At 60.7% G+C, this 24,336-nt stretch carries 32 protein-coding genes; 14 read left to right on the top strand and 18 right to left on the bottom strand.

The features are described 5' to 3' along the window. Window positions 1–46 precede the first annotated feature (46 nt). The 3 genes from KRR38_RS28215 to KRR38_RS28205 all read right to left on the bottom strand — a co-directional run bounded on the left by KRR38_RS28215 (window position 47) and on the right by KRR38_RS28205 (window position 2,492). Window positions 47–412: a DUF6481 family protein gene (locus KRR38_RS28215; RefSeq protein ID WP_217406710.1), complete on the bottom strand. Its 366-nt coding sequence runs from the start codon at window positions 410–412 to the stop codon at window positions 47–49. Window positions 413–705: 293 nt separating this feature from the next. Beyond that, window positions 706–1,032: a response regulator gene (locus tag KRR38_RS28210; protein WP_217406709.1), complete on the bottom strand. Its 327-nt coding sequence runs from the start codon at window positions 1,030–1,032 to the stop codon at window positions 706–708. Between the two features lie 17 nt (window positions 1,033–1,049). Further along, window positions 1,050–2,492, bottom strand: coding sequence for an HWE histidine kinase domain-containing protein (locus tag KRR38_RS28205; RefSeq protein WP_309141160.1), 1,443 nt, complete (start codon window positions 2,490–2,492; stop codon window positions 1,050–1,052). Between the two features lie 306 nt (window positions 2,493–2,798). Here KRR38_RS28205 and KRR38_RS28200 point away from each other — a divergent pair, with 306 nt between their 5' ends. Beyond that, window positions 2,799–3,530 carry an EAL domain-containing protein gene (locus tag KRR38_RS28200; RefSeq protein ID WP_217406708.1) on the top strand — a complete coding sequence of 244 codons (732 nt, stop codon included), beginning with the start codon at window positions 2,799–2,801 and terminating at the stop codon, window positions 3,528–3,530. 97 nt (window positions 3,531–3,627) lie between these two features. Here the strand turns inward: KRR38_RS28200 and KRR38_RS28195 are convergent, their stop codons facing one another. Continuing rightward, window positions 3,628–4,047 carry a response regulator gene (locus KRR38_RS28195; RefSeq protein WP_217406707.1) on the bottom strand — a complete coding sequence of 140 codons (420 nt, stop codon included), beginning with the start codon at window positions 4,045–4,047 and terminating at the stop codon, window positions 3,628–3,630. Continuing rightward, window positions 4,044–4,448 carry a response regulator gene (locus tag KRR38_RS28190; protein WP_217406706.1) on the bottom strand — a complete coding sequence of 135 codons (405 nt, stop codon included), beginning with the start codon at window positions 4,446–4,448 and terminating at the stop codon, window positions 4,044–4,046. The genes KRR38_RS28195 and KRR38_RS28190 overlap by 4 nt, the downstream gene beginning before the upstream one ends. A gap of 323 nt (window positions 4,449–4,771) precedes the next feature. On the opposite strand from KRR38_RS28190, the gene KRR38_RS28185 reads away from it, so the two are divergent. Beyond that, window positions 4,772–5,845, top strand: a complete 1,074-nt coding sequence (locus KRR38_RS28185) for a sensor histidine kinase (protein WP_217406705.1) — start codon at window positions 4,772–4,774, stop codon at window positions 5,843–5,845. Window positions 5,846–6,152: 307 nt separating this feature from the next. Here KRR38_RS28185 and KRR38_RS28180 read toward each other — a convergent pair whose 3' ends face one another. Continuing rightward, window positions 6,153–7,172, bottom strand: a complete 1,020-nt coding sequence (locus tag KRR38_RS28180) for a GNAT family N-acetyltransferase (protein ID WP_217406704.1) — start codon at window positions 7,170–7,172, stop codon at window positions 6,153–6,155. Beyond that, entirely contained in the window at window positions 7,117–7,644 is a 528-nt protein-coding gene (locus KRR38_RS28175; protein WP_217406703.1) for a DoxX family protein, read from the bottom strand. The genes KRR38_RS28180 and KRR38_RS28175 overlap by 56 nt, the downstream gene beginning before the upstream one ends. Before the next feature lie 129 nt (window positions 7,645–7,773). On the opposite strand from KRR38_RS28175, the gene msrA reads away from it, so the two are divergent. Beyond that, the gene (msrA, locus tag KRR38_RS28170; RefSeq protein ID WP_217406702.1) at window positions 7,774–8,442 is read left to right on the top strand and encodes a peptide-methionine (S)-S-oxide reductase MsrA; all 669 of its coding nucleotides are present in this window, start codon (window positions 7,774–7,776) and stop codon (window positions 8,440–8,442) included. Window positions 8,443–8,466: 24 nt separating this feature from the next. After that, window positions 8,467–8,988, top strand: coding sequence for a DUF1993 family protein (locus KRR38_RS28165; RefSeq protein ID WP_217406701.1), 522 nt, complete (start codon window positions 8,467–8,469; stop codon window positions 8,986–8,988). On the opposite strand, the gene KRR38_RS28160 is transcribed toward KRR38_RS28165, so the two are convergent. The 4 genes from KRR38_RS28160 to KRR38_RS28145 form a co-directional block, all read right to left on the bottom strand. Next, window positions 8,985–9,761: a molybdopterin-binding protein gene (locus KRR38_RS28160; protein ID WP_217406700.1), complete on the bottom strand. Its 777-nt coding sequence runs from the start codon at window positions 9,759–9,761 to the stop codon at window positions 8,985–8,987. The two genes, KRR38_RS28165 and KRR38_RS28160, sit on opposite strands and share 4 nt — an antisense overlap. Further along, on the bottom strand, window positions 9,758–10,576 hold the full coding sequence (locus tag KRR38_RS28155; RefSeq protein ID WP_217406699.1) for a cytochrome b/b6 domain-containing protein: 819 nt from the start codon (window positions 10,574–10,576) through the stop codon (window positions 9,758–9,760). The genes KRR38_RS28160 and KRR38_RS28155 overlap by 4 nt, the downstream gene beginning before the upstream one ends. 63 nt (window positions 10,577–10,639) lie before the next feature. Continuing rightward, window positions 10,640–10,933 carry a hypothetical protein gene (locus tag KRR38_RS28150; RefSeq protein WP_217406698.1) on the bottom strand — a complete coding sequence of 98 codons (294 nt, stop codon included), beginning with the start codon at window positions 10,931–10,933 and terminating at the stop codon, window positions 10,640–10,642. Between the two features lie 66 nt (window positions 10,934–10,999). Further along, window positions 11,000–11,737: a DUF1223 domain-containing protein gene (locus KRR38_RS28145; RefSeq protein ID WP_309141159.1), complete on the bottom strand. Its 738-nt coding sequence runs from the start codon at window positions 11,735–11,737 to the stop codon at window positions 11,000–11,002. Window positions 11,738–11,941: 204 nt separating this feature from the next. Between KRR38_RS28145 and KRR38_RS28140 the strand changes: the two genes are divergently transcribed. Both KRR38_RS28140 and KRR38_RS28135 read left to right on the top strand, forming a co-directional pair. Next, complete coding sequence (locus KRR38_RS28140; RefSeq protein WP_217406697.1) at window positions 11,942–12,478, top strand: sigma-70 family RNA polymerase sigma factor; 537 nt, start codon at window positions 11,942–11,944, stop codon at window positions 12,476–12,478. Continuing rightward, the gene (locus KRR38_RS28135; RefSeq protein ID WP_217406696.1) at window positions 12,475–13,116 is read left to right on the top strand and encodes a DUF1109 domain-containing protein; all 642 of its coding nucleotides are present in this window, start codon (window positions 12,475–12,477) and stop codon (window positions 13,114–13,116) included. The genes KRR38_RS28140 and KRR38_RS28135 overlap by 4 nt, the downstream gene beginning before the upstream one ends. A gap of 72 nt (window positions 13,117–13,188) precedes the next feature. Here the strand turns inward: KRR38_RS28135 and KRR38_RS28130 are convergent, their stop codons facing one another. Both KRR38_RS28130 and KRR38_RS28125 read right to left on the bottom strand, forming a co-directional pair. Further along, entirely contained in the window at window positions 13,189–13,740 is a 552-nt protein-coding gene (locus tag KRR38_RS28130; protein WP_217406695.1) for a fasciclin domain-containing protein, read from the bottom strand. Window positions 13,741–13,812: 72 nt separating this feature from the next. Next, the gene (locus KRR38_RS28125) at window positions 13,813–14,049 is read right to left on the bottom strand and encodes a hypothetical protein (RefSeq protein ID WP_217406694.1); all 237 of its coding nucleotides are present in this window, start codon (window positions 14,047–14,049) and stop codon (window positions 13,813–13,815) included. 128 nt (window positions 14,050–14,177) lie between these two features. On the opposite strand from KRR38_RS28125, the gene KRR38_RS28120 reads away from it, so the two are divergent. The 3 genes from KRR38_RS28120 to KRR38_RS28110 all read left to right on the top strand — a co-directional run bounded on the left by KRR38_RS28120 (window position 14,178) and on the right by KRR38_RS28110 (window position 15,716). Then, window positions 14,178–14,480, top strand: coding sequence for a DUF1778 domain-containing protein (locus KRR38_RS28120; RefSeq protein ID WP_217406693.1), 303 nt, complete (start codon window positions 14,178–14,180; stop codon window positions 14,478–14,480). Between the two features lie 3 nt (window positions 14,481–14,483). Further along, the gene (locus KRR38_RS28115) at window positions 14,484–14,993 is read left to right on the top strand and encodes a GNAT family N-acetyltransferase (protein ID WP_217406692.1); all 510 of its coding nucleotides are present in this window, start codon (window positions 14,484–14,486) and stop codon (window positions 14,991–14,993) included. Window positions 14,994–15,413: 420 nt separating this feature from the next. Beyond that, on the top strand, window positions 15,414–15,716 hold the full coding sequence (locus tag KRR38_RS28110) for an MgtC/SapB family protein (RefSeq protein ID WP_217406691.1): 303 nt from the start codon (window positions 15,414–15,416) through the stop codon (window positions 15,714–15,716). 207 nt (window positions 15,717–15,923) lie between these two features. Here KRR38_RS28110 and KRR38_RS28105 read toward each other — a convergent pair whose 3' ends face one another. The 3 genes from KRR38_RS28105 to KRR38_RS28095 all read right to left on the bottom strand — a co-directional run bounded on the left by KRR38_RS28105 (window position 15,924) and on the right by KRR38_RS28095 (window position 17,476). Then, a complete protein-coding gene (locus tag KRR38_RS28105; protein ID WP_217406690.1) occupies window positions 15,924–16,232 on the bottom strand; it encodes a hypothetical protein in 309 nt (102 codons plus the stop codon). A 57-nt stretch (window positions 16,233–16,289) separates the two neighbouring features. Next, window positions 16,290–16,697 carry a glycine zipper 2TM domain-containing protein gene (locus tag KRR38_RS28100; RefSeq protein ID WP_217406689.1) on the bottom strand — a complete coding sequence of 136 codons (408 nt, stop codon included), beginning with the start codon at window positions 16,695–16,697 and terminating at the stop codon, window positions 16,290–16,292. 146 nt (window positions 16,698–16,843) lie between these two features. Continuing rightward, window positions 16,844–17,476, bottom strand: coding sequence for a chloride channel protein (locus tag KRR38_RS28095; protein ID WP_309141158.1), 633 nt, complete (start codon window positions 17,474–17,476; stop codon window positions 16,844–16,846). A gap of 330 nt (window positions 17,477–17,806) precedes the next feature. Between KRR38_RS28095 and KRR38_RS37140 the strand changes: the two genes are divergently transcribed. Next, complete coding sequence (locus tag KRR38_RS37140; protein ID WP_256449529.1) at window positions 17,807–17,932, top strand: hypothetical protein; 126 nt, start codon at window positions 17,807–17,809, stop codon at window positions 17,930–17,932. An 18-nt stretch (window positions 17,933–17,950) separates the two neighbouring features. Here the strand turns inward: KRR38_RS37140 and KRR38_RS28090 are convergent, their stop codons facing one another. Both KRR38_RS28090 and KRR38_RS28085 read right to left on the bottom strand, forming a co-directional pair. After that, window positions 17,951–18,640, bottom strand: a complete 690-nt coding sequence (locus tag KRR38_RS28090) for a hypothetical protein (protein WP_309141157.1) — start codon at window positions 18,638–18,640, stop codon at window positions 17,951–17,953. 26 nt (window positions 18,641–18,666) lie between these two features. Further along, window positions 18,667–19,185, bottom strand: coding sequence for an MgtC/SapB family protein (locus KRR38_RS28085; protein WP_217406688.1), 519 nt, complete (start codon window positions 19,183–19,185; stop codon window positions 18,667–18,669). 241 nt (window positions 19,186–19,426) lie between these two features. Between KRR38_RS28085 and KRR38_RS28080 the strand changes: the two genes are divergently transcribed. From KRR38_RS28080 to KRR38_RS28065, 4 genes are all read left to right on the top strand, one after another. Beyond that, window positions 19,427–21,289, top strand: a complete 1,863-nt coding sequence (locus tag KRR38_RS28080; protein ID WP_217406687.1) for a transglycosylase domain-containing protein — start codon at window positions 19,427–19,429, stop codon at window positions 21,287–21,289. Window positions 21,290–21,449: 160 nt separating this feature from the next. After that, on the top strand, window positions 21,450–21,983 hold the full coding sequence (locus KRR38_RS28075; protein WP_217406686.1) for a DUF305 domain-containing protein: 534 nt from the start codon (window positions 21,450–21,452) through the stop codon (window positions 21,981–21,983). Window positions 21,984–22,344: 361 nt separating this feature from the next. After that, window positions 22,345–22,854, top strand: a complete 510-nt coding sequence (locus KRR38_RS28070; protein ID WP_217406685.1) for a DUF421 domain-containing protein — start codon at window positions 22,345–22,347, stop codon at window positions 22,852–22,854. Continuing rightward, window positions 22,851–24,257, top strand: coding sequence for a DUF2254 domain-containing protein (locus tag KRR38_RS28065; RefSeq protein ID WP_217406684.1), 1,407 nt, complete (start codon window positions 22,851–22,853; stop codon window positions 24,255–24,257). Before KRR38_RS28070 ends, KRR38_RS28065 begins: the two co-directional genes overlap by 4 nt. Window positions 24,258–24,336: the final 79 nt, after the last annotated feature.

Below are 24,336 nucleotides of genomic sequence, written 5' to 3'. Positions count from 1 at the left end.
CACTCTTACCAAACAAGTGGCCGCTCGTGGGCGCTGAAGAACTTACCTAGCGCTTACGCGCCCTGCGAGCGGCGTATCGGGCATCGCGCGCAGCCTTCATGTCCTCAGCAGTGGGCAGCTTGGGCCTGGCTGCCTCGGCGGCGGGACGGGCCGCTTCGGCGGCAGCCACAGAAGCCTCAGCGGCTTCGCGCTCGGCCTGCTCCTTCGCGTCCCTCTCTGCTTGGAGAGCAGCTTTGGCGGCCGCGCGCTTCTCAGCTTGAGCGATCTCCTTGGCGCGCTGCCGTCCGGCTCGCTCGGCGAGATCGGCCTCACTGGGCTTGGGCCTATTTTTCAGCATTTCCAAGGCTCTAGCCTTGGCGCTGCTCGCGGCAGCAACCCGGTCGTTGAATCCCGGTTCCTTGAATCCTCGCATCAAGCCTTACTCTTCTCGTTGTTGATTGCTGGGAAAAGGAGCACGTCGTACAGAAAACCGCACGCCCTATTCGACCTGTGGGATGCGCGGGTATGGCGTTCGGCACAGCGGGAATGATTGGATGACAGGTAATATGTAACTCGGCTGGCTGCTCGTACGGCAGGGTTTGCCGGCGGCAGCCACCGTACAAATCTAGATCACAAATCCCCCCCGCCCAATGGAGCCTTTTTCGAGAACAAGTAACGTAAAAGCCTTTGATCCATTACTATTTCTTATTAGGCAATGCATTGCCGCTATAGCCTTTCAATCGCGCGCTCTATGTCAGCCAAGCTGTATGGCTTTACTATTGTGGGAATTGCCTCGAACTCCAGCGGGTGGAGCGCGTCGCCATAACCCGTGGCGAATATGAACGGTACGCCGAGCGCTGACAGCATCGTGGCCACAGGGTAGCTTCGGTGGCCGTGCACATTGATATCAAGGATGGCCAATTCGAAGGGATGTTCGGCGATCATTGCTAACGCGTCGTCAAGCCGCTCCGCGGAAAGGGACCGTCCTCCCGCGTCCTCGATCAGATCTTCCAGACCGAGAGCGACGATCGGTTCGTCCTCGACTATCAGCACCAAGCGTCCCCGCAGTGTCACGTTTGGTCAATCGATATGTGGGCAGTTATCCGGCATTGAAGCCCTTCCTTAGCGAAGTTCATCTCCACGTCGGAATTTAGATCCGAGGAGATGCCGCGTTGGATGAGGCGCGTACCAAAACCTTTGCGCTCGGGCGGTGCGACAAGCGGGCCGCCGCGCTCGATCCAGTTGAGGATAATCTCACAGCGTCCCTCGAATGGCCTTGAGGTCCAATTCACTTCGACCCGCCCGGTTTCAACCGAGAGAGCTCCATATTTGATCGCGTTGGTACTGAGTTCGTGGATAATCATTGCGACAGACATGACCGCCTGTGGTGGCAAGGTCGTATCCGGCCCCTCGACGCGGATACGGTTGACATCCGATCCGACCGTCGCGGCAATCGCCGTGAGGACTGTCTCGGCGAGTCCGGCAGCCTCCCAATTATGAACTGTAAGGAGGGAGTGAGCGCTGGCCAGAGCGGTCATTCGGGCTGTGAAGGTGGTTCGAGCTGCTTCCAAGCTTTTTGCATTGCGGAATGTTTGGGTCGCTAAGCTTTGGACGATCGCAAGCGTGTTCTTCACTCGATGATTGAGCTCATTGATAAGCAATTTCTGATGTTCTTCGGCCAGCACTTGCTCGGTCACATCATGTCCCTGGACAAAGATGCCGGAAACCTGCCCCCCATCAGTGAAGATCGGCTGATAAAGAAAATCGAGAAAGCGTTCACGACCGCGAGTGAGCGAATCGTTCTGAAGCACCAATTTCTCCCGGCGACCCACATAAGCAGCGCCGGAGCTGTGAACCGAGGTCAGCAGCTCGACAAACCCTTGCTCTACAACTTCGGGAAGCGCTTCCGCAACCGACTTCCCCGCTAAGTCTCGCTTGCCCACAAGATTGCGGTACGCTTCGTTGGCGAGCTGAAACACATGATCCGGGCCGCTTAAAATTGCCACGAATCCAGGCGCCTGCTCAAATAGCGCCCGCAGCCGTTCGCTTTCGGCAGCTAAGTCTTGATTCCGCTCCTGCACAGCCTGGGCACGCTGCACAATACCCATCTCGTCGCGCATTGTCCGGAGCGACTGCAGCTCCGTCACGTCAACGGTGTGTTGCAGGATAAATGAAATTTCGCCATCCGCATCGAGAAGCGGCGTGTGCGTTGCGCTCCAATAGCGAACCTCCATCGATCCATTGGGATTCAGGATATCGTATCGGATCAATGCAATCTCATCCGCTTTCTTCGTGAAGCGAACACGATCGAACGAAGCCTTAAGTAGCTGATGGCTTTCGGAAGTTGGATCGCTGGGGAAGGCCTCAAATATCGATCGCCCCAGGATGTCGTTGCGCTGCCGCATGGTCGAACTAAGGTACGCGTCGTTCATCCAGGCGATGATAAGTGACGGATCAAGAACCACATAAGGATTTGGAGACGCCGCAATCAGCGGTTCGAAATCTATGTCCACTGGTTCTGCCCGATCCCTGCCCTGCTCGCATAATGCTCGAGGCCTTTTATCGTTCCCCCCGTTAGGCCAACTCCGATCAATTCCGACCTGGGCCGATGTCCGGTAATTGCAGGGGAGCGATTGAGGGTTAACCTGCTCGAGACCAGTACGTGTCGATGATCTCCGATCCAGGCTCAACAATTTTTGAAATTTTACATATCGTTAGATGATTTTGCCCTAGCGGTGCAGCTTCGGAGCCTAGGGTAGAGAGACATGCAAGGCAGTTGTCAGGGATGTAGATCTGAGGGCGCACTCTTTGACATCGCCATGGCCTTTCAGCCGATCGTCGATGGCGACAGTGGCCTCCCGTTTGCATTCGAGGCCCTCGTACGCGGCGGCCAAGGCGAAGGAGCAGCACAGGTTCTATCGCGTGTCACGGCTGAGAACCGATATGCGTTCGACCAGCAATGCCGCGTTGCCGCCATCGAAGGCGCTGTTGCCGCGGGCATTCTCGATACGGACGCGAAGCTGTCGATCAATTTCCTTCCTAACGCCGTCTACTCTCCTGTTGCTTGCATACAATTGACCCTCAAGACTGCCCGCGCGACGGGTTTCCCCACCGATCGGTTGATCTTTGAATTCACTGAGAATGAGGAAATGGCTGACACCGATCACATCAAGACCATCGTCGATAGTTATCGCAGGATGGGGTTCGCCACCGCTATCGATGATTTCGGAGCGGGTTATGCGGGGCTCGGCCTGCTCGCCAAGTTCCAGCCTGATCTCATCAAACTGGACATGGAGCTAATCCGGGGAATCGATTGCAGTATGCCGCGCCGTCTCATCGTCGAGAGCGTGGTTCGCCTAGCGAAAAAGCTTGGGATCACCCTTATCGCGGAGGGGGTCGAGACCGAAGGGGAATACCATACACTTCGCGGCCTCGGCATCCGGTACATCCAAGGGTATTTCCTGGCTCGCCCCGCTTTTCGAGCTTTACCTGAAATCGCGATAGCCGCCTTTCGAGGCGATGACAGTGCCCGGCACCGACGCCGGGCTTAATCGGTCTGCTGTATCGCTGGTTCCGTGCTGAGGTTCAGTTACGGGGAATGCCAAGGTTCCTCGCATCCACATTGCGATGAACCGGCCAAACCGGGAGTTACGAGCTCTCGCCACCGCTGCGCTGCTGCGTGGCGCGTCGCTGAATGATATAGTCGATCACGCTTTGCGGATCGTAGGGCCGGGCAGTATGGGGCCCGCTATCGCAGAGATTGGCGGCTGCCTTAGCAGCTCCCTCGACACTCGCCGCCAATTTGACCTCGAGGTCAGGCCTGTTCTGGCGCACCCAGGTTGCAAGCTCGAACCCCGATCGCGATCCTGCAACGGCGACATCGCACAGGACGACATCGACTAAGAGGCTGGCTTCCGCAAGGGCGAGCATGGCCTCGTCGCTGCTCGCGGCCTCCACCACGCGGTAACCGCAGTGCCTAAGGTAGTCCGCCAGGGCATGCCGAACGAGGATATCGCTGTCGACGATGAGCACCGAGGCGCCCGTGTCGTTGGGTACCGCGTTCGTCATCGGCGGCCAGCAAGGCTTGCGCCGATCAGTTCTGCAACCTCTTCCACCCTATAAGGCTTCGGGACGAAAGCGGCTGCACCGCCGCTTAGCGCCTCGGTAGGTACCAGATGCCCGGAGGATACGATCACCGGTACGCCCGGTATTGTTTGGCGCGCGAAAGCAAGCAGCGCCAGGCCGTCCACGGTGCCAGGCATGCGAACATCCGTGAAAATCAGATCGATCGCCGCTCCGGATTGAATGAATGCCATTGCCTCATCGCCATTGGCCGCTTCCACGACGAGCCGGCCGCTGTCACGCAGGGCATCGACGATGACCATCCGGACCAGCCATTCGTCCTCCACCACGAGGATGACGGCGGGGGCGTCACGTGCGGGAACTGTCGACGTCTCAGCGTTGATCATGGAAATTTGTGGAACCCCTAAGTTCCTCAAACCATGCTGCAGCTTGAAAGTTCCTCAGGCGGGGGGAACTTTCAGGAAAATTATCACCATCAAATAAATATCAAATAATATGAGAATCGCCAGACTCACTATAAATGCGAAGTGTTTTGTTCCCAATTATGTTTCATCACGCGGCCCGACGACATATTTAAAATATTCTTCCGACGATGCCTAAAGAATGCGACAGCCTTTATCATGCGTGCTATGCTAGCTCCTCCCGTGCCCAACCGACACTGCGGCGAGAGTCTGGCATCATTCGGCGATGCCAACCTGAAAGCTCCTTCATGCCCAATCCGCCCCCAACTCCTGCCCATATGGCGCTTGAGCTCGCGCTCGCGGTGGTCTCGTCCTCGGCCGCGCCGCTTTTGCTCGTCGACGGCGACATGCGGCTTTTGGCTGCGAGCGACTCATTCTACGCGAGCTTCCAGCTTCCGCCGGAGGGGACGATCGGGAGTTCCATCTTCGAACTGGATAGCGGGCGCTGGGACCTGAAGCGGCTTCGCTCGGTCCTCGCAGCCAGCCTGACCTCGGACGATGCCATAGAAGCCTACGAGTTCGACCTGCCGACGCAGGAGCGCGGAACCCGGCGGCTTGTCGTCAAGGCCCAGAAGCTCGTTTACGCGAGCGATGCGAATGTCTGCATCCTTGTCTCCATAGCCGACGTCACCGATGCGCGGCTCGCGGAGACGCTGAAGGACGACCTGCTTCGGGAGAAGGCAGTCCTGATGCAGGAACTTCAGCACCGCGTCGCCAACAGCCTGCAGATCATCGCCAGCGTGCTGATGCAGAGCGCACGCAAGGTCCAGTCGGAAGAAGCCAGGCGGCATCTCCAGGATGCGCACAACCGTGTCATGTCGGTGGCATCGATCCAGGATCAGCTTGCCGCCTCAGGTCTGAGCGAAGTGGCCTTGCGACCATATCTGACCCAGCTTTGCCAGAGCATTGCCGCCTCGATGATCCACGACACTGATCAACTCGCCCTCGAAGTCCGCTCGGACGATGTCGCAGTGCCAGCGAATGTGTCGGTCAGCCTCGGGTTGATCGTTACGGAACTCGTCATCAATGCCCTCAAGCATGCATTTCCCGACGGCAGGCGCGGTCAGATTGACGTGGACTATTCTGCACATGCGGCAAACTGGACGCTTGCCGTAGCCGACAACGGGGTCGGCATGCCGGTTGCCCCGGATCTCGCCACCTCCGGCCTGGGTTCCTCCATCGTCCAGGCACTCGCAAACCAGCTGAAGGCCAGGATCAGCGTGCGAGGAAGAGATCCCGGGACCGCGGTATGCGTTAGCCACACGCAACTGAGTTCGGTGGCCTCCGACGCCAATGCCATCCCCGAGACACGCGCGATATAGAAAGTCGGAAGCGCTGATCTGCGCCGACTAGCACCCACCCAAGAGCGAAACGTGAAGCGGGGCATTGGTAGTGGCGCCACGCCCTTCCTCGCTGCGAGTTACCTAGGAATGATGCAGATACCTCCATGGCCGCCGGAGCCCTACATCCTGGCCCTGACGGGCGTGGGATTGCTTATCGCGCTGGTTGCATGGCTACCTCTTGCGCTGAAAAAGTTGCCGCTGTCGCTTCCCATTAAGCGAAAACGTATCCTTCCAGTTGGGCCACACTTCGCCTCTACGAGACCGAGATGTTTGCACCAGTAAGAGTTCAGATCAGCTCTTTGCTCAGGATGATGTGAGCATGGTCTTCAGGCCATCCGCCAAGCTCGGCTACACGAACGAAGCCGGCCCCCTCATAAAACATAGGCGCCTGAAAATCGAAAGTGGCGACCCAGACGCGGCGCACGCTCCTCGTGCGCGCTTCGGCGACGAATGCGCCGAGAAGCGCGCATCCCCAACCTCGGTTGCGATGCTTGCTATCGACCCAAAACTGCTTGATCTCCGCAATCCCGGCCCAGCTATGTCCTGCGATTGCCGCGAGCATTGCGCCGGTTTCATCGCGCATCACGAAACCGATCGAGTGAGCGTCATCGCGCCCAATCACAGCGCTGTTGAATGCGTAGAGCTTGTTTTCGATCTCATCGATCTGGGCCGGTGACAGGCCGTGGCAGGTTATGATGTTCACCCGGCCTCCCCCTTGCAAAGGGGCAGACGCATGGCGCAGCGTGTTTCCGGAGCGAACCCCCCGTTGGGCTTCCTGTCGAAGCACGTCCGCTAGACGGGGAGCAAGCCGGTGTCGGTCAAGCATCTCGAAGCCTAGCCGACTGTAGTAAGGCGCGTTCCAGGGTACGTCGATGAACGTGGTCAGCGTGATCGAAGCCAGGTTTTTCGCTTTCGCGTCTTTGACAGCGCAGGCGATCAAATGCCGCCCAACGCCCCCGCGCTGCCAGTCCAGGTGCACCGAAAGCTCCCAGATGTGGAGATCGTCGCAAAACATTTCGGCGCTGAGAAAACCGATCGGCAGGTCCAGGTCGTCCACCGCCGTCCAGCTCATGCCTTCGAGGATAAGGCGTCGATGAAACGAGTTCGGCAGGTCGTCGCCGTCCGCGACCCAAGCCAGCGCCGGAATTTCGCGAAATGCGAGCCCAGCAGAATGCTCGATGCCGGGGAACAATTCGGCGTCGCTGACGCGAGACCTGCGGATATGATGCGGGAGCACTGGCGGACGCTTTTCAGCCGGCTGGATCGGCGGCCGAGCCGGCCAGGCGGCGAGCTGCGAGAAGGCCATCGATCGACCAGGGGCCCGGCGTTCCCGTGACCAGAGCGAACAGCCCCGCCAGATAGAGCAGGTCTGTCTCGTAGCCGGGCGGTCCGAACTTCGGCCCAGCCGGCGTCACTTCCAACAGCTTTATCGAGGAGAAGCCGTAGGGCAGATGTACCGTAACCATCGCGACGATGAGAATGACCGCCATAGGCAGGCTGGCGATCCGCACGAAGGCACCGAGCAGGACTGCTATCCCGCCCAGCACCTCCACCAGAATGGTGAGCCACGCGAACAGATGAGGTTCGGCAACCCCAAGCACTTGGAGGATATGGGCAAAATTGTCCGGGCCCCGCTCCAATTTGGCAATGCCGTGAGCGATGAAGCCATATCCGACTATGAGGCGTAGCGGGAACTGCGCCCACGCATATCCGCGCTCGCCCAGACCCAAGAACGCGTCCGCGCGTATATTTCGAACCTGCCGGATATGTTTGACCATCATATCCGCTCATTCGCGTGGCAAAGTGAATTGGTTACAGGCCAATCGCGCAGATAAATCCATTCGGCGATGTAACCGGCGGCCCCGCCCGCGCGTATTACGAGCAAGAGCATAGCCGAGGAGCTTCTCATGTTTCGTACCGCACCTGTCGTGCTCGCCCTGCTGGCGAGCGTAGCCACGTTTTCTTTCATGGGCGCTGGCAACGCTGCGGAAAGCGCGGTCAAGGCGCCCGCCTCCGCAATGACCGAGCCGGTGACCGGCCACCGCGAAACCGCCGTTTTTGCCGGGGGCTGCTTCTGGGGCGTGCAAGGCGTGTTCTCGCACGTAAAGGGCGTGATCAGCGCGACGTCTGGCTATGCAGGCGGCGCTGCGTCGACCGCAAGCTACGAGACGGTCTCCAGCGGTACGACCGGCCACGCGGAATCGGTTCGCGTCGTATTCGACCCGGCGCAGGTCAACTATGCTGATTTGCTGCGCATCTACTTTTCGGTGGTGGCGGATCCGACGCAAGTGAACCGCCAGGGCCCCGATACAGGCACTCAATACCGCACGGCGCTGTTTCCCACCTCACCTGCGCAGGAGCGCGTAGCCCGGGCCTATATCGGCCAGCTCAGTGCGGCGCATACCTTCTCTCGGCCGATCGCGACGCGGATCGAGATGAACCGGGCATTCTATCCCGCCGAGTCTTATCATCAGGATTTCATGGCCCGCAATCCGAACTACCCTTATATCGTGTTCAATGATCGGCCGAAGGTGGAAGCGCTGCACAAGCTATTCCCGGCCAGCTGGAAATCCTGATCACGCCTGTCCTGGGAAAAAACGATGGTCTTCACGCTCTATGCCGCGACGATACCCTCCTACCTCCAGATCCTGGGCTCGGTCTCACGGCTCATCGACAAGGCCGAGAGCTTCTGCAACGAAAAGGGTCTGGAACCCGAGACGTTGATCCAGGCGAAACTCGCGGAGGACATGCTCCCTTTCGCCTATCAGGTGAAGTCGACGGCGGTTCATTCGCTCGGCGCGATCGAAGGCTTGCGCAAGGGGACGTTTTCTCCCGACGCGACGACGCCGCCAGATACTTTCGCAGGACTGCGCGAGCGCGTTGCCCAGACTGTCGCCGCACTCGAAGCGCTCGATCGCGACGAGATGGAGAGCTTCATCGGCCGGCCCATGCGCTTCCAGTTCGGCGAGAACCACATGGATTTCCTGGCAGAGGAATTCCTGCTCTCGTTCTCACAGCCCAATTTCTATTTCCATGCGGCGACCGCCTACGACATCCTGCGGATGAAGGGCGTTGCGATCGGCAAGCGCGACTTCAACGGCCGCGTTCGCAAGCTGGCCTAGATTCCGGCGTACCACTGGTACCCGGCCGAATCCTCCCAGTAGCCACCCTTGCCCGCACCGATCTCGGCCATCGAGGCGACGAGGCTGACGCGCATCACATATTTGGCCTGCTTGTAACCCAGCTGGCGCTCGACGCGCAGCCGTAGCGGCGCGCCGTGGCCAACGCTCAGGAGTTCGTCGTTCATGCCCCAGGCGAGGATCGTCTGGGGATGATAGGCGTCGATCAGGTCGACGCTCTCGTAGTAAGGATCGCCATCGAAATCGTCGGCGCAGTGGAACACGACGTAGCGTGCCGAGGGCAGCACGCCGGCGGCGTTGAGGACCAATTTCAATGGCAGTCCGGTCCACTTGCCGATCGCGCTCCACCCTTCGACGCAGTCGTGACGGGTGATCTGCGTGCGCGCGGGCATTGTCCGGATCTGCGCCATGGAGAGCGACTGGGGCCGGCGCACCAGCCCGTCCACGACAAGCCGCCAGTTTGCGAATTTCTCCGCGGCATGGCGCTCGTATCCGTTGGCGGTCGGGGCAGTGTTGCCGTTGGTACGGAACACCGGCGACATGTCGAGCGCCGAGAACTCGCGGGCCAGCGCGGTGCGGTCGGACAGCAGGCGCTGTGCACGAAATGTCAGTCCTTCGCCTGCTCCCAGGACGTTTTGCACCGTGGGCGAAGCGGCTATCCTGTCGCAACCTGAAAGCAGCAAGCTGCCCGCACCGGCGCCGATCGAACCGATCAGGCGCCGACGTGTCAGAACGGGGCGCGTTACGATCGTCATCGAGCCTTCTCCTTGGGTAGGCGGTACCAACCGGTGATGATCGATCGCAGCTCATTGAGAGGGCCGGCAAGCACGACCATCAGCAGGTGGACGACAATGAAGAGCACCAACAGCGCGGCGCAGATGAAATGGATCGAGCGTGCGGACTGACGGCCGCCGAAAAGGTCGAGCAGCCAGGGCCAGGCGGCATCCATGCCGGGCGACATGGTGAGGCCGGTCAGCACCATTGCAGGCAGCAGGCCGAAAAGCACTCCGATGTAGCTGAGCTTCTGGAGCACGTTGTAGCGTCGTGCCGCCTCGCCGGTATGGAAGCGTAGCCGAGCATGATCCTTGATATCCTGCCACAGATGGCGCGGATGGAGTTCGGCCGGTGTCGGCGCGAGGTCGCGCTGCACATGCTTCGTGATAAGGCCCCAAAGCCAGAACAGCAGGCCAGGGACCACGAGCAGCCAGGCGAAGGCGAAATGCCATTGCCGGGCGCCTGCCAGGTCGTAGCTCGAGGGGATGGTGACGAGCGGCGGAAACGCCCGCTCGACCCCGCCCGACAAGCCGAGCACTCCGGTCGTGGGAATGGTCACCGGCCCCAGTTTCAAGAAGCCCGCATCGTCCTTGGCACCGATCGCCAGCCAGGGCGTCTCGGCGTTAGCCCCGTACTGGCCCCAATAGAGCTGCGGATGCGCGTTAAAGATCATCAGGCCGCTCATCAGCATGACGAAGACTGACAGGGCATTGATCCAGTGCCAGAGGCGCACCGGGCGCCGCTGCCGATAGATCAGGTCGCCGCCTCCGAAGCTGCGCTGTTGAGGATCGTGCATGGCTCACCTTCCCGATTGAAAGATGGCCGGGAGGACCCATTCGAGCGCCCTCCCGGTCAGGGCTCAGTGACCCGACTTCATCATGTTGTCGTGGGCCATGGTGCCGTCGTGCTTCATCATGCTGTCGTGATGCATCATCTCGGGATGCATCTGCGCCATGCGGCGGCACGAGGCGCTGCGCATCATGGCGTCGTGCGACATCGCCTTGCAGCTGTTCATCCGGCGGGTATCGGCAGCCGACATGTGCGCCATCGCGCCCGAGTGCATACTGTCCTTCATCATCGCATCCTGGGCGAAGGCAGGCGCTGCAGCCGTAAGCGGCATCGCCGAAAGGGCGAGTACAGTCAAAATACGCATGGGATTAACTCCTTGAATGGGCGTCATTGATTGAGGGAAGCCGCGACGCCTGCGGCTGAAGAACTGTCAGACTTTGCGGGCAGCGACGATCGGGCCGCCATTGCCGCGCTGAATGAGTACGGCGGTAACCAGTCCTGTCTCGCGGGCCGGAACGAGGGGGTACGTGACCGCCGAGCCCTTCCATTCGCCCAGGCGCACAAGCTCGCGGACGATGTTGCGGTGGGGCAGCGTGCGGCCACTGTTCTCGCCTGCCCGGATAGGCACTTGCCGCGTTCGCGGATCGTAGCGAACAAGCCAGACCGTCGCCGGCATTCCGCCTGCAGCCGCTTCGACACGGACGCTGGCCGCAGCGGCCGAAATTTCGGGACCCGGGGCTGCGGTGGCGGACCGTGCAATCGCGGCATCGAGCGCCGGGCGATTGCTGCCGAGGACGGCCGACACGCCATTGACGATGAATTCCGGCGTCGCGACCTCGCCTCGACCCGCGCGGGCATAGTCCTGCTGACGGACCGTGAAGAGCGGCGAAGCGAAAGTGTCCTTCCAGCCGAGACGGTCCCAGTAGGTTACGGCGAAGGACAGCGCGAGCACGTCGCGGCGATCGGCGATGGCATTGAGATCGGCATTGGCGGGAGGGCAGGACGAACAGCCCTGGCTCTGGAATAGCTCGACGACGACGGGACTGCGCGCCGAACCACCGGCAGCGCTCTGGGGCACCGGCGAAGCTTCGGACTTGCCGCAGCCGCTCAATGCCGCAAGCATCGAGCCGGCCAGCATGGCGATGACTAGAGGTCTGCGCGGCCACACGAGCTGCTTCCCTTCGAACGACCGGCCGGATTGGCCAGTGCTACAAAGGGTTCGTGCGAAACCGGCGACCGGTTACAGGTCCGCGAAAATTTTCAGTGTGGCCGCCATCGCCCTGAAGGATGCATTGAACAAACCGGCGCGCAAAAATTCGCAGTGCGTTGTAACCATACGCCGGTTCCCTGCGAATAGACTCCAGGAGCGCGAATGCAGCCGGGCGAAGATCAGCTCAAGACCTGGATGACCGAGGGCCTCGACGGTAATGCTGCTTCGCATGCGGCATTGCTGCGGGCGCTGGTTTCCTTGCTGCGCGCCTTTTACCGGCGGCGCGTCGCCGACAGTGACGTCATAGAGGATCTCGTGCAGGAAACGCTGATCGCCGTTCATACCCGCCGCATGAGCTTCGACCGGGATCGGCCTTTCCTGGCATGGCTGTTTTCGATCGCACGCTACAGGATGATCGATCACTTTCGCCGGACAAAGCAGACCTGCCCCATCGAAGTGGTAGAGGACCTCTTATTTTTCGAAGGGTTCGAGGACGAGGTGAGCGCGTCGATCGACGTCGATCGCCTGCTCGCGACGCTCCCGGAAAAGCAGGCCGATGCGATCCACCGGACGCGGATAATGGGGCAGAGCACTTCCGAGGCCGCAAGCCGCGCTGGGATCGGCGAATCCGACGTCAAAGTCTCGGTTCACCGAGGTCTCAAATCTCTGGCAGCGCGCATTCGAGGGGAGCGTCCATGAATACCGACTCCCTGATCGAACAACTGTCGAAGGATCTGAAACCGGTGCCGCGGCGCGCCGTGGGGCGCCGGCTGTTGCTCGGCCTGCTGATCGGCGGCGGCGTTGCCGCCCTGCTGGTTGCTGCAGTGCTGGGTTTCCGTAGCGATCTTGGCCTGGCGATGCGCGGCATCAACTTCTGGATGAAGTGGGCCTACACGATCTCCCTGGGAGCGAGCGCGATCGCGGCGGTGGCGCGTCTCGCCCGGCCCGAACCCGTCGCCCTTCGCGCCTTCTGGCCGGTCGCCGTTCCCTTCATTTTGCTCGCGGGCATAGCTATGGCCGAAATGGCGCATGTCCCGCGGGCCGATTGGCTCGCCATGTGGCTCGGCCACTCCTGGACCAAGTGCCCCTGGCTCGTCCTCATGCTTGCCGTGCCGATATTCGTGGGTCTCTTGTGGTCGTTCCGACGCTTCGCGCCGACCCGCTTGCGCGCCACCGGCGCCGCGGCCGGGCTCGCCGCAGGAGCCTGGGCCGCAACGCTCTACTGCCTCCATTGCCCTGAGGTATCGGCCCTGTTCGTGCTCACCTGGTATTCGCTGGGGATCCTGCTTGCAGCTGCAATTGGCGCTATCGTCGGCCCTCGCTTCCTACGCTGGTGAGATCCAGTATTACGGGACGGGCTTGCGATCACGGGGCAAAATGCGATCGCAAGCCCGCCGGCGCTCAACCGATTACGGCATCATCACGGTATCGATGACGAGTATTACGCCGTTCGATTGCATGACGTTGGCAATCGTGATCATGCCGTGATGGCCCTTGCCGTCCATGATCATCCAGCCGGTGCCGGAGCGCGAGAAGGTCAGGTTCTCACCTTGAACAGTAGCGTAGGTCGCCGTCCCGTGATGAGCACGCGCGTTCGCGGCGATCATTTGCGCGGTGATCCGGCCGGGAACCACGTGATACGTCAGAATGCCGGTCAGCATCGCCTTGTTCTCGGGCTTGACCAAAGTATCCACCGTGCCAGCCGGGAGCTTGGCGAAGGCTGCATTGGTCGGAGCGAAGACGGTGAAGGGTCCCGGCCCTGACAGCGTACCGACGAGGTCCGCGGCTTTGACTGCGGCGACGAGGGTCGTGTGATCCTTGGAGTTGACCGCATTGTCGACGATCGTCTTCGTCGGGTACATGGCGGCGCCCCCGACCATCGGATTGGCGGCAATGGCCGCGCCGCTGACCGTTGCAATGGCAATGGCGCCGGCGAGAAGGGTAAGACGGATTGAAGGCATCTTCGTTCTCCTGCTTGCTGCTCCCGATCGAAGCTGCAGCGAAGGCACGGAGCGCGTGGCCCCGCGGACGCATCAGAGGGAAATAAGCGAGCCGATCGCCAGGATCGGACCCGTCGGCTGTCCGCTTGGCAAACCGCCCGCCGGCTCGCTCGAAATGGCCAGTTTGGCACCAGCGACCACCGCGCCGCGGTTCGCTTCGCTGACAGCGACGATCGAACCGGCATTCGTCTTCAGCAATCCATGCGCCGCTTCCTGATCGCGAACGAGATACGCCCTCCCGTTGGGTTGGCGAATGGCTTTGACCCGCACATGTCCCAAGGCAAGTTGTTTAGAAGTAATCTTCGATCATCACTGAGTGACCGGGTGCCTTCAAGGCTCGGTTGCATTGTATTGTAAAATGCATTACAATCCACTATGTCGTTCGCCAGAGGTGATCCATGCCGCAACCAGTGCAACGCAAAGAGCATCCGCTGTCGATCAGACTGCCGGACGCTGACATAGCTATCATCGATCGCGCGGCCAGGCTGCGCGGGCGTTCGCGCACCGACTTCATGCGCGATGCCGCCGTGCGGGCGGCCGAGGATGTGCTGATGGAAACGACGCCGATCCGAATGAGCCCAGAAGGGTTCGATGCATTCATGGCGGCCGTGTCCGGCCCTGCAGTCCCCGTTCCCGAAATTGTGGAACTGTTCCGCCGTGCCGCGCCCTGGGAGGCCGACAGCCCTACGACCGGGGAGTAATCCTTGGCGATCTCAAGTCCAGAGCCGTTGACGGCTAGTCATGACACATCCGGTTTCTCCTGCGGCAAAGTCTCCCTGGACCGGTGGCTTCAGACACGTGCCCTCTCGAACCAGCAGAAAGGTTTTACCGCAGTCATGGTCGTGCACGATGGCGGCCGTGTCATCGGGTACTATGGGCTTGCGCCAACCTCGATCTTACCGCTCCGACTACCCCGGTCGATCCGCACCGGCCAGCCGCCCGATCCGGTTCCGTGCCTGTTGCTCGGGCAACTCGCCACGGATCAACGATGGACCCGCAAGGGCATCGGCAGCGGCTTACTCAAGCATGCCCTTGAGCGCTGCGTCACTGCCTCTGGGCTCATTGGCGGACCGGCGCTGGTAGTCAACGCAGTGGACGACGGCGCAGCGGCATTCTGGCGGGGATGGGGTTTCCTGCCGTCCAAGGATGATCCGCTCACTCTGTTCCGGTCGATTTCGAACATCGCCGCTTCGCTTGGCGTGTCGCAGCAGTGAGAGCGGGCGCTGGCTTTGCAGTCGTTGAAGCGCCGACCTCGCCGCTCCCAAGAGGCCAGTGATTCAGCCACCTCGGCGTAGCCGCGCTGTGACGGTTTCCTGCGTTGCCGGATTTCGGGCAAAACGCATCCCACGAAGTCAGGCCATATCCTTCAAGCTGACCGAATCAATCGACTACAGTACGGAACCTGCAGACATCGCTCTGCTAGACGCGGCGAAGCCATAATCGCCGGCAAAGGCGCCATAGCGTAACTGCGATCCTTGATGCGGACTACCTCAGCTACCAGGGCAATTTCGGCCTATTGGACATAAGGCCCTTCTTCCCTGCGATCGAAGCCCTAGGAGCATGAGCGAATAGAACGCCGTCTTCGTTTCCCAACGAGCCGGGCAAATGCCCCCCGCAGTGCCGGTAGTAGGTACATGCAGCTCGGCCGGGGCGAGAACTCGCGCATGGACGCGCTGCGCATAATAGAGGGGGGCAGGCGCGTTCGTGGGAATGATTGCCGCCGGGCTCACGTCACGAGCGGACTGAAGGTGCACAACCTCACGACAGCGGTCCACATGTGGCTGGCCGCGATGATCGGTATCGCCTGCGGCGCCGCACAGTGGCCGCTTGTAGCGGTTGCCGTCCTTGTCGCCGTGGTGATGCTGACGCTGCATCGCGTTGCCGAGAAACGGTGGCTCGAGCCCGATGCTCGCGACCGGTCAGACAAGGATAATTGATGAGCCGGCAAGCCTAGGGATGATCGAGCCTAGTCTCCACGCGGATGTGGGATACGGCGCAGCGCCGCGGCTGAAGAGTGTTGTGAGAATTTCCGCCAACGGCTCTCTCCGGAGGTTATCGCTTCCGCTCCATCATGCGAGGTCGGGTTGACCTCCGGTGCCAAGCGGACGGCAGAGGCAGGCCCGCCAAGAATGCATGGCGAACAGCTACTGAACGGCAGGCGACTCATTGGCGACGATGGCGTCCTTTTGGGCGCTGGACATCGCCTTCGCGTTCAGGTCCGCAGCATCAATCGCGTCAGCACGGCTCTCGCCTGTTTCCCGCATTTTGTCCGCTCTCGCATTGAGCGCGGCGGCATCGCTCTCGAGAGCGGCGGCGCTGCTTTCGAGTACTTCTGCCCGCTTATCAGCTGCGTTCTCGACCCGCTCTGCTAAGCGATCGTCGCTCTTTTTCTCGCAGCTTGAAAGAGCTCCGACCGACACAACGGCCGCAATGAAGACGGCAGATTTACGCATTGCCACTCCTAAATCCGTTAAGCCTAGATTGGCGTGTTCTGATCTGCACCGGGGAGCTTACCGGCACTTCACGCCGTCACGCTCGATTGCCCGACCGGCCAGAGCTCCGCCGGCAGCGCCTAGGACGGTGCCAAGCACTTCAGACCCACCGGGCGCGATGATGTTGCCGAGGACACCTCCGGCGACCCCGCCAACGATGAGTCCGGTCGTTCCGTCATTCCGTCGGCAATAGTAGCGACCATCCTGCCCGCGGTAGACCCGATCGTTGCGGGACAGGCGGCGCTCGCGATAGCGGCGATCGTCGCGGTAATACCGGCCAGCATCGTAACCGCCATAGGCGGGATCGGGCCTGTTATAGTCATAACCGCTGTAGCTTGAATTGACGCCATAACGAGAACCGCCATCGCCGACACAGCCTGCAAGTGAAATGGCGGCAGCAATCGGCACCATCATTATAGTTCGCATCGTCAATCTCTTTTGCAGCGATTTTATCGGGGATATAATGCTAACGGACCCCGCCCGGATCAGTTCCAGGATCTGAAAATTTAAAGATCATTTTCGCTTCTGTATCAGTCACAGTCGATGAACTTCGTTGTTGCAATGCGATTTATTCAAATCGCTCGGACTAATCGCCGAGTTTGTGAAGCTGAGGGAACGATGCGAGGCCCGGCTACCGTTCCTTCTCCTGCGCGGCAAATCGCAAAGACAGCGATGGAAGAGACGCTAGCGATTGACGAACTGCGCTGAGAGATCCGCAATAAGGGCTGCGCCGAAAAGTTGCAGCATGAGGCCGCGACTTGCCGTGGTTCGGAAATGATGATGACCGCGGTCAGTGGCGCGCGCACGACCCCCGTGAAGTAGGCGACCATCCCCAGAAGCACGATCGCGCCGGGAGGATAGTCAGGAAAGACGCTACGCCGCATGTCGCCAAGACCCGCGCCGACCGAGAGCGAAGGGGCGAATATGCCGCCCGGCACACCCGATATGGCGGTGGCAAGAGTCGAGAGGAACTTGGCAGCGCCAAACCACGCCGGTACGCCCATTCCCGCGATGACGGCGTTGCCGGTCTGATATCCGGTACCCCAGGCGAGTCCGGTCGTCATGCCCAGCCCTGCGACGATGCAGCCGCACAGCCCTGCGCGAAGAAGCGGGTGCGCGCGCAGCCACGTTAACGGACGCCAGGTCGATGTCCCGGCGACAAGCATGGTTTTGGCAAAAAGCGCTCGAATCACGCCTCCGAACATGCCCGCAACCGGACCGAGCGGTCTTTCATATCGATGACGGCGCGCGAAGTGGCGGCAGCTGCCACCCCGTAGATGCGCGCATGCCCGGCCCTGCCCGTAGTCAGCGCAGCGGAGCTCCGAAGTCCTACTATTGCGCGGGCGCGCTTTTCAGGAGGCCGGTGGAGCCTCTCGCCCTCGCAGGCGTTTAAACATCGTTATGCGGCGATTATTAGCCCCACTGCCGAACTTCGATGCCGGCGGTCGGATGCCGCTTATCAGGAGGACCGTGCAGCATGCTTTTTTTCGCAATTAAAGATGGTGAACGCGTCTACTCGCTGGAAATGCCGATCGATGACGGTCCTGTCCAACATGCCTGACCTGGCAAAGCTCGGCGTGGCTGACTTTCAGGCCAATCATCCCGAACTATCCTTGCGGGAACATGCCATTTTATTCGGTTTCGAGCATACCGAAACCTGATAAGACCTGACTGACAGGTCAAGAGGGAGATCGTTTTGACGGCGGCGTCAGCTTCGCCCAGCGGGCATCAAGAAGTTTCTGTGCGTCATCATTTTTGACCCGTGAGACGAGCGAGAGTCCGCGAAGTGTGACGGTGTGACCGCTCAGTAGCCGGCCGGCAACCGAATAGCCGACATCGTAGATCGTGACATCTTCGTGAGGTTCGCCTTCGACCAGATACCGGGTCGTGATCGCCACAGGCATCCGTTCGTCCCCGTGACTGTCGTCAGGCAGTCCCGCCTCACTGCGAAACTTTTTCAACGCATTTGCAAACCAAGCTGCCTCAAGCCGCGGCTCACCAGTCGTCTGCGTAGGCGTCACCCCTAAAGAGGACGGAAACGCCACCGATTGACTTTGGATGGACTGATCGGGGGAGGACGGCCTAAGGATGAGCTTGCGATCATTGGTTGCCGTAGCTGTCAGGACCAGCCTTGTGGCTCGCAGCGAACTGCGAGACGCTTCGGCGTTCTTTGCGGCTTCGTTATCCGCTCGTTCGCTCCAGCTGTTCCACAGCGTCAGGCCCGATATCACAGCGGCGACGACTGCCAGCACCTCACCCAGGGTGATCCATCTGCGTCGAATCGCCGCGGCCTCCAAGGCTCTGGCTTCCGATTTCGCGCTGGGTCCTTGTTCTTCGAGTGCATCGCTTCGAGACGTTTCGTCGGTCACATCAGTGTCCCCTCATCGCGCATCGATCATCCCGCAGGCTTGCTGTCCGGATGATCATCATCCCCTCGATCATCGTCCCGCTTGGACTTTGCGGCATATTCCTCGGTGAAAGGGCGGCTCAGAGCAAGGATCGCTGTGACGCTGATCGCCAGCAGTAGGCCGAGCCAGATAAGACCAAGTCCGCAGACGATGCCGATGACGCCTGCACCCCAAATCGCCGATGCGGAGCCTGTGCCTTGAACGTTTTTCTTCTCGTGAAAGAGCGCACCGGCCCCGAGGAAGCCTATCCCGGTCATGATGCCGCTCACCACTTTGGCTGGATCGATCGAGATCTGCTCGTCGTCGACACGAAACGGAAGCTCCATGATACCGATCATCAGTGCGCAAGAGGCAAGTGCTATGATTATGAATGGCCTGAAATCGATCGGTCGCTTGTGAATGAAGCGCTCCATACCGAGGGCAAACGACAGCAGGAATGCCGCTGTAAATCTCGTCGCGACATCGCTCCACGCCAGGTGAATAGGGACAAAGGTGCCGGCTTCCATTCCAGAGTAACGTCGCGTTCCGCGCTAAGTGCCCGTTCGGTCGCTGACGCAAGGATGGGCCATCCCGAAGAGTCCGGCCTAGCGGGGGGCGCATCCGTGATCACAAGAGGTAAGACGATGTTCGGCCAGCGGATCTCATCTCATTGGTCGGATGGCGAAACGGATTTGTCGCAGATTGTAAACCGTCCTTGCAGCGGAAAGCTTTGCCCTTAGATATGAGAGCGCTCATTAAGGATTTGGATTGCAACGTAATTTTTTAATGCGTCATGCCCGGGAAGTCATTGGCATTGTTGCACTTGTGGCTTTAGCAGGAGTGCTGGCGATTTCGACTTGGGTACAGTTCGGTCCCAGGCTGTCCTTGGAAGAACAACCTGACATCCGGCCTTCACTGATCCTTCTGGATGCACAGGGAGAGCCATTCGCTCGAAGAGGTGCCTACCGCGAGGCCCCCGTCGACGCGGCGCAACTGCCGCCGCTCGTGGTGGCCGCCTTTTTAGCGATCGAGGACCGGCGGTTCAATGAACATGGCGGCCTGGACCTTCGCGGCATCGTGCGTGCGGCTGCGGCGAACTTCCTGACCGGCGAGGCGGCCCAGGGCGGGAGCACGATCACACAGCAATTGGCCAAGATCGCATTCGTGGGCAACGATCGCAGCTTTGGCCGCAAGCTGCGCGAGGCCATCGTCGCGTTGCGACTAGAGCATCAATACACAAAGACGCAAATTCTCTCGGCCTATCTCAATCGCGCCTATTTCGGCGATGGGACCTATGGCCTCGGCGCTGCCGCGATGCATTACTTCGGCAGAGCGCCGCAGGACCTTGACCTTGCTCAAGCGGCGATGCTGGCCGGGGTCGTCAACGCGCCTTCTCGACTTGCCCCGTCGCGTCATCTCGCAGATGCGCAGGCGCGCGCGGAGTTAGTTCTGGCAGCGATGGCCGAAACCGGTCAGTTGACCAGGCAGGAAGCGGACCGGGTCGTAGCGGCCAAGCCGCGACCGACGCTGCCGTTTCTGTCGGGCGGCTATTTTGCTGATTGGGTGGCTCCCCAAGCGCTCGCTGGCGCGACGACGGGCTACGGCCACATGGTCGTCAAGACCACGCTGGATAGCAGCCTCCAGAGATCCGCGGAGGCCGTGGTTTCAAAAGCGATCGGACAGGCCCGCAACCTTGGGAAGGATGGGCAGGTCGCCCTCGTCGCCATGCGCACCGATGGCTCTGTGGTGGCCATGGTCGGGGGCAGAGACTATCGCACCTCGCAGTTTAACCGGGCGGTCCAGGCAGAGCGTCAGCCGGGCTCTGCCTTCAAACTGTTCGTATATCTCGCTGCGCTTCGAAACGGTGCCGACAGCGAAACGCTCGTCAACGACCGGCCGCTGACAGTCGCAGGCTGGACGCCCAAAAACTATTCCAACCGGTACGCGGGTCCAATCCCCCTCACCCGCGCTTTTGCTCAATCGAGCAACGTCGCCGCGGTGCGCTTGGCGGAACAGGTAGGCCGTGAAGAGGTCATCCAGGCAGCGCATGATCTTGGCCTGCGCGCCAACATCAAGCCTTTGCCGAGCATTGCCTTGGGGACCTCACCAACCACGCTGCTCGAACTTACTGGAGCCTACGCCAGCGTTGCCGCGGGGTCCTACCCGGTAAGGCCCATTGGGATGCCGGCTGACGATGCTTTCCAGGCACGGACGGCAATGGGTTACGAAGAGCGCGCGGCGCTGCTCGGCATGTTAAATGCCGTCGTAGAGGGCGGCACCGGAACCGCGGCAAGGTTGCCGCTTCCGGCTTTCGGCAAAACGGGGACCACCCAGGATCACCGAGACGCATGGTTCGTCGGCTTTTCTGAAGATCTGGTCGTGGGCGTCTGGGTCGGAAACGACAATGAAGCCCCGATGAAGACCGTGACGGGCGGGGGCATACCGGCCAAAATCTGGCATGACTTTATGGAGGTTGCCCTGAGCGATCAGATCGCCGCGGCCGAGGCTCGCAAGGCCCAAGCGGAACTGCGGGACACCTGGCCAGAGGAAGCCGCTCCGTGGCAAGATACGGAGCCGGAATGGTGGGACCTTCGCCGAGTGCTACCGCCGTGGGGAAGTTGGTCGTTGTAGCTACGAAGGAGCGGTAGTCCCGGCGGCTACCTTGAACGCCAGTTTGGCACGACGCTTAGGTAGCGCCCGTGCGAGCAGCAGCGCTCGTGCGCAAGTGAAGCCAAATCGACGCGTGGGCTCTTAAAGGAGCCGGCATATAAGTTACAGTCGCCTCGGGGCCATGATCGCGACGTCCACCGTCGTCATGTTCGGTCTCATGTACCTCAATACCCATGCATCGGGGCACGTGTCGTTTAGCCAGACCCGAATGTGGATGGCGCTCCTGGTGGGAGCAGTCGTGGCGCTGATCATGATCGCCTTCAAGTGGCGCATGTACAAAAATCGCCGGGCGAATATCGCCATCAGCCTGGGCGCTGCGGTAGCCTTCGCCATGTCGCTGTGGCTAATTCGCAGCCAGCCCACGGTCGACGACCTCAGCTATATGCGGGCGATGATCCCCCATCATTCAATCGCCATCATGACCAGCGAACGGGCAAAGATCCGGGACCCCCACGTTCGATTGCTGGCCGATCGGATCATTGATGCGCAGGTGCGGGAAATTGCCGAGATGAAGCGGGAAATCGCGAGGCTCGAGGCTGCTCCCACAGAACGCGATGCTCCCGTCCTGCCTTCATATCGCGACCGCCGAAGCGCCCCGCCGTCTCCTGAAACCGACGAGAGGGCCGGCGTCGATACCCTGCGACCTATCCACTAGTGCCCGCGCGGTTGCAGGCGCGAGCGAGTGCCGATCTGCGATTGCTGAGCCGTGCGGTTTCGTCGGAAATGTCATGATGAAATCACAATGATCTAACGCCGGATTGATCCCCAGTGGACATCATTAGCACCCGTCGCTTTCTTCTGGGACTTTCCTGTCATTGGGACGTTACGTCCTGAGAAGTGTTCGTGCCGCAGCGACACGACCCGCTCATTATTGACCGTTGTGCTCGCCCCGCCTCGCCGGACAACGGACTCGTCTTCGGTGGCAAGGTCGCTTTTTGGTTATGGCCGCACCTCATGGCGCAGCGTCGGCTTAGTGCCGCAGCAACTGCGCAGATGGGCACAGAGGAAAGATGCCAATGCTCTTCGATACGTGGCAGGGCCTTTTGCGGATCGTCGTAATGTCGGCGATGTCGTATCCTGCGCTGATCTTAATTTTGCGCCTGACCGGCAAGCGCACCCTCGCCAAAATGAACGCCTTTGACCTCGTGGTGACGGTAGGCTTGGGGTCCACTTTGGCGACGGTCATATTGAGCAAGGACGTCGCGTTGGTGGAAGGCGTGCTAACCTTTGCACTGCTGACACTGTTGCAGCTTGCCGTGGCTTTGAGTGCCCGACGCTACGTGCTCATTTCGCGTCTGGTAAAATCAAACCCCCGCATTCTTTTTTGCGATGGCCAATTCATCGAGCACGCACTGCGCGACGAGCGCGTCGTGCGAGGGGAAATTGAGGCGGCCGTTCGCGGCGCGGGAATAGGCGATCTGGCAGCTGTCGCCGCTGTCGTGCTTGAGACCGACGGAAGTTTCAGTGTCATCTCGAGGCGAAGCGCCGGCGCAAGGACCGCTCTGCCGCAGGGTGCTTCGGCATGAGGGCGCGCATTCTGCGTGTCAGGGACATGCTTCAGCAAAGCTACTGGTTCCTGCCTTCGATCATGGCCTGTGCTGCCGTACTGCTCGCGGGGTGCATGATCTGGCTCGACAGCCATGAAGGTTCGGCATGGATGGACCGCTTCGCCTGGTTCTACGCTTCCCGCCCAAGCGGAGCGCGCCAGGTCCTTGCGGCCATCGGCGGTTCGATGATCACCGTGGCCGGCACCGTGTTCTCGGTGACCATAGCCGCCGTGGTCTACGCCTCGGGCCAATACGGCCCTCGCCTCCTCAGCAATTTCATGCGCGATCGCGGCAATCAGGTGACCTTGGGCACCTTCATCGCGACTTTCCTCTATTGCCTTATCGTCCTGCGCACGATCCGCTCCCCGGAAGAAGCCGGCGGCGTCGGTTTCGTCCCCAACGTTGCGCTGCTCGTCGCGGTGCTCCTGGCGATCTGCTCGATCGCAGTGCTCATTTTCTTTATCCATCACGTTCCAAGTAAGCTTCACATCAACAGCGTGATCGAAGACGTCGGGCAACTCTTGATTCACGAGGTCGAACATCGCTTTCCCCGCTTTATCGGCAAGCCGAAAACTGCCGACTCCGGAGATGGCGTTCCAACGTCGCCGGCTCTCTGCCACGGCACCAGCGATGGGGATGCCCCGAACGGTAAATTGGTAGCGGCGCGGAGCACGGGTTATATCCAGGTCATGCGTGACGAGGATCTGCTCGCGCTCGCGGCGGAACATGACCTCGTTTTGCGTCTGCGCTACCAGCCAGGCGACTTTGTGCATCGGGGGCGTGCGCTGCTGGAAGTATGGCCGCCCGAAGGCTGCGACAAGGATATTTGCCGGAAGCTGTCGGACGCCTTCGCCATCGGTTCGCAGCGCACGGCGCTGCAGGATCTGCGCTTCCTCATCGATGAGTTGGTCGAGATCGCCGCGCGCGCGCTGTCTCCGGGCGTGAACGATCCTTTTACTGCTGTGACCTGCCTTGACTGGCTCGGCGCTGCCATGACGGAATTGTCAGGCCGAGACGTGCCCTCGCATTTGCGCGAGGACGAAAGCGGAGCGCTGCGGGTCGTGGCGCGGCCTCAGACATTCAGCCATTTCATGGACCGAGGTTTCGGTGCGCTCGCGCAATACTGTGCCGGCGACATGGTCGCTGCGCTCAATTTCCTGAATGCTCTGGGCGAAATCGCGATCGCCTGCGAGGACTCCAAACGTCTTGCTACCGTCGGAACCTACATCGAGCGATTGGAGCTGCTGGCCCAGCGCCAGCTGCATGGCTTCAATCAAGAGGCCGTGGCGAACCGGGCACAGTCCTTGCTGCGGGCTTTGGCGGAGCCGGACTATCAGCGGCGCCTGCAACACGAGGCGGTATGGTTGGGTGGCTCCGCCTGAGGCCCGATCACCAACTGGCCAGTCATAGAGGCTCTGGATGAGGAACGCGTTTTTGCTAGCTCGCACCGATACCTATAGG

Source organism: Novosphingobium sp. G106 (genome assembly GCF_019075875.1).
Classification (GTDB): Bacteria; Pseudomonadota; Alphaproteobacteria; order Sphingomonadales; family Sphingomonadaceae; genus Novosphingobium.
Note: the sequence above shows the minus strand (reverse complement) of the source record. Positions and strands in the feature narration are given on the sequence as shown.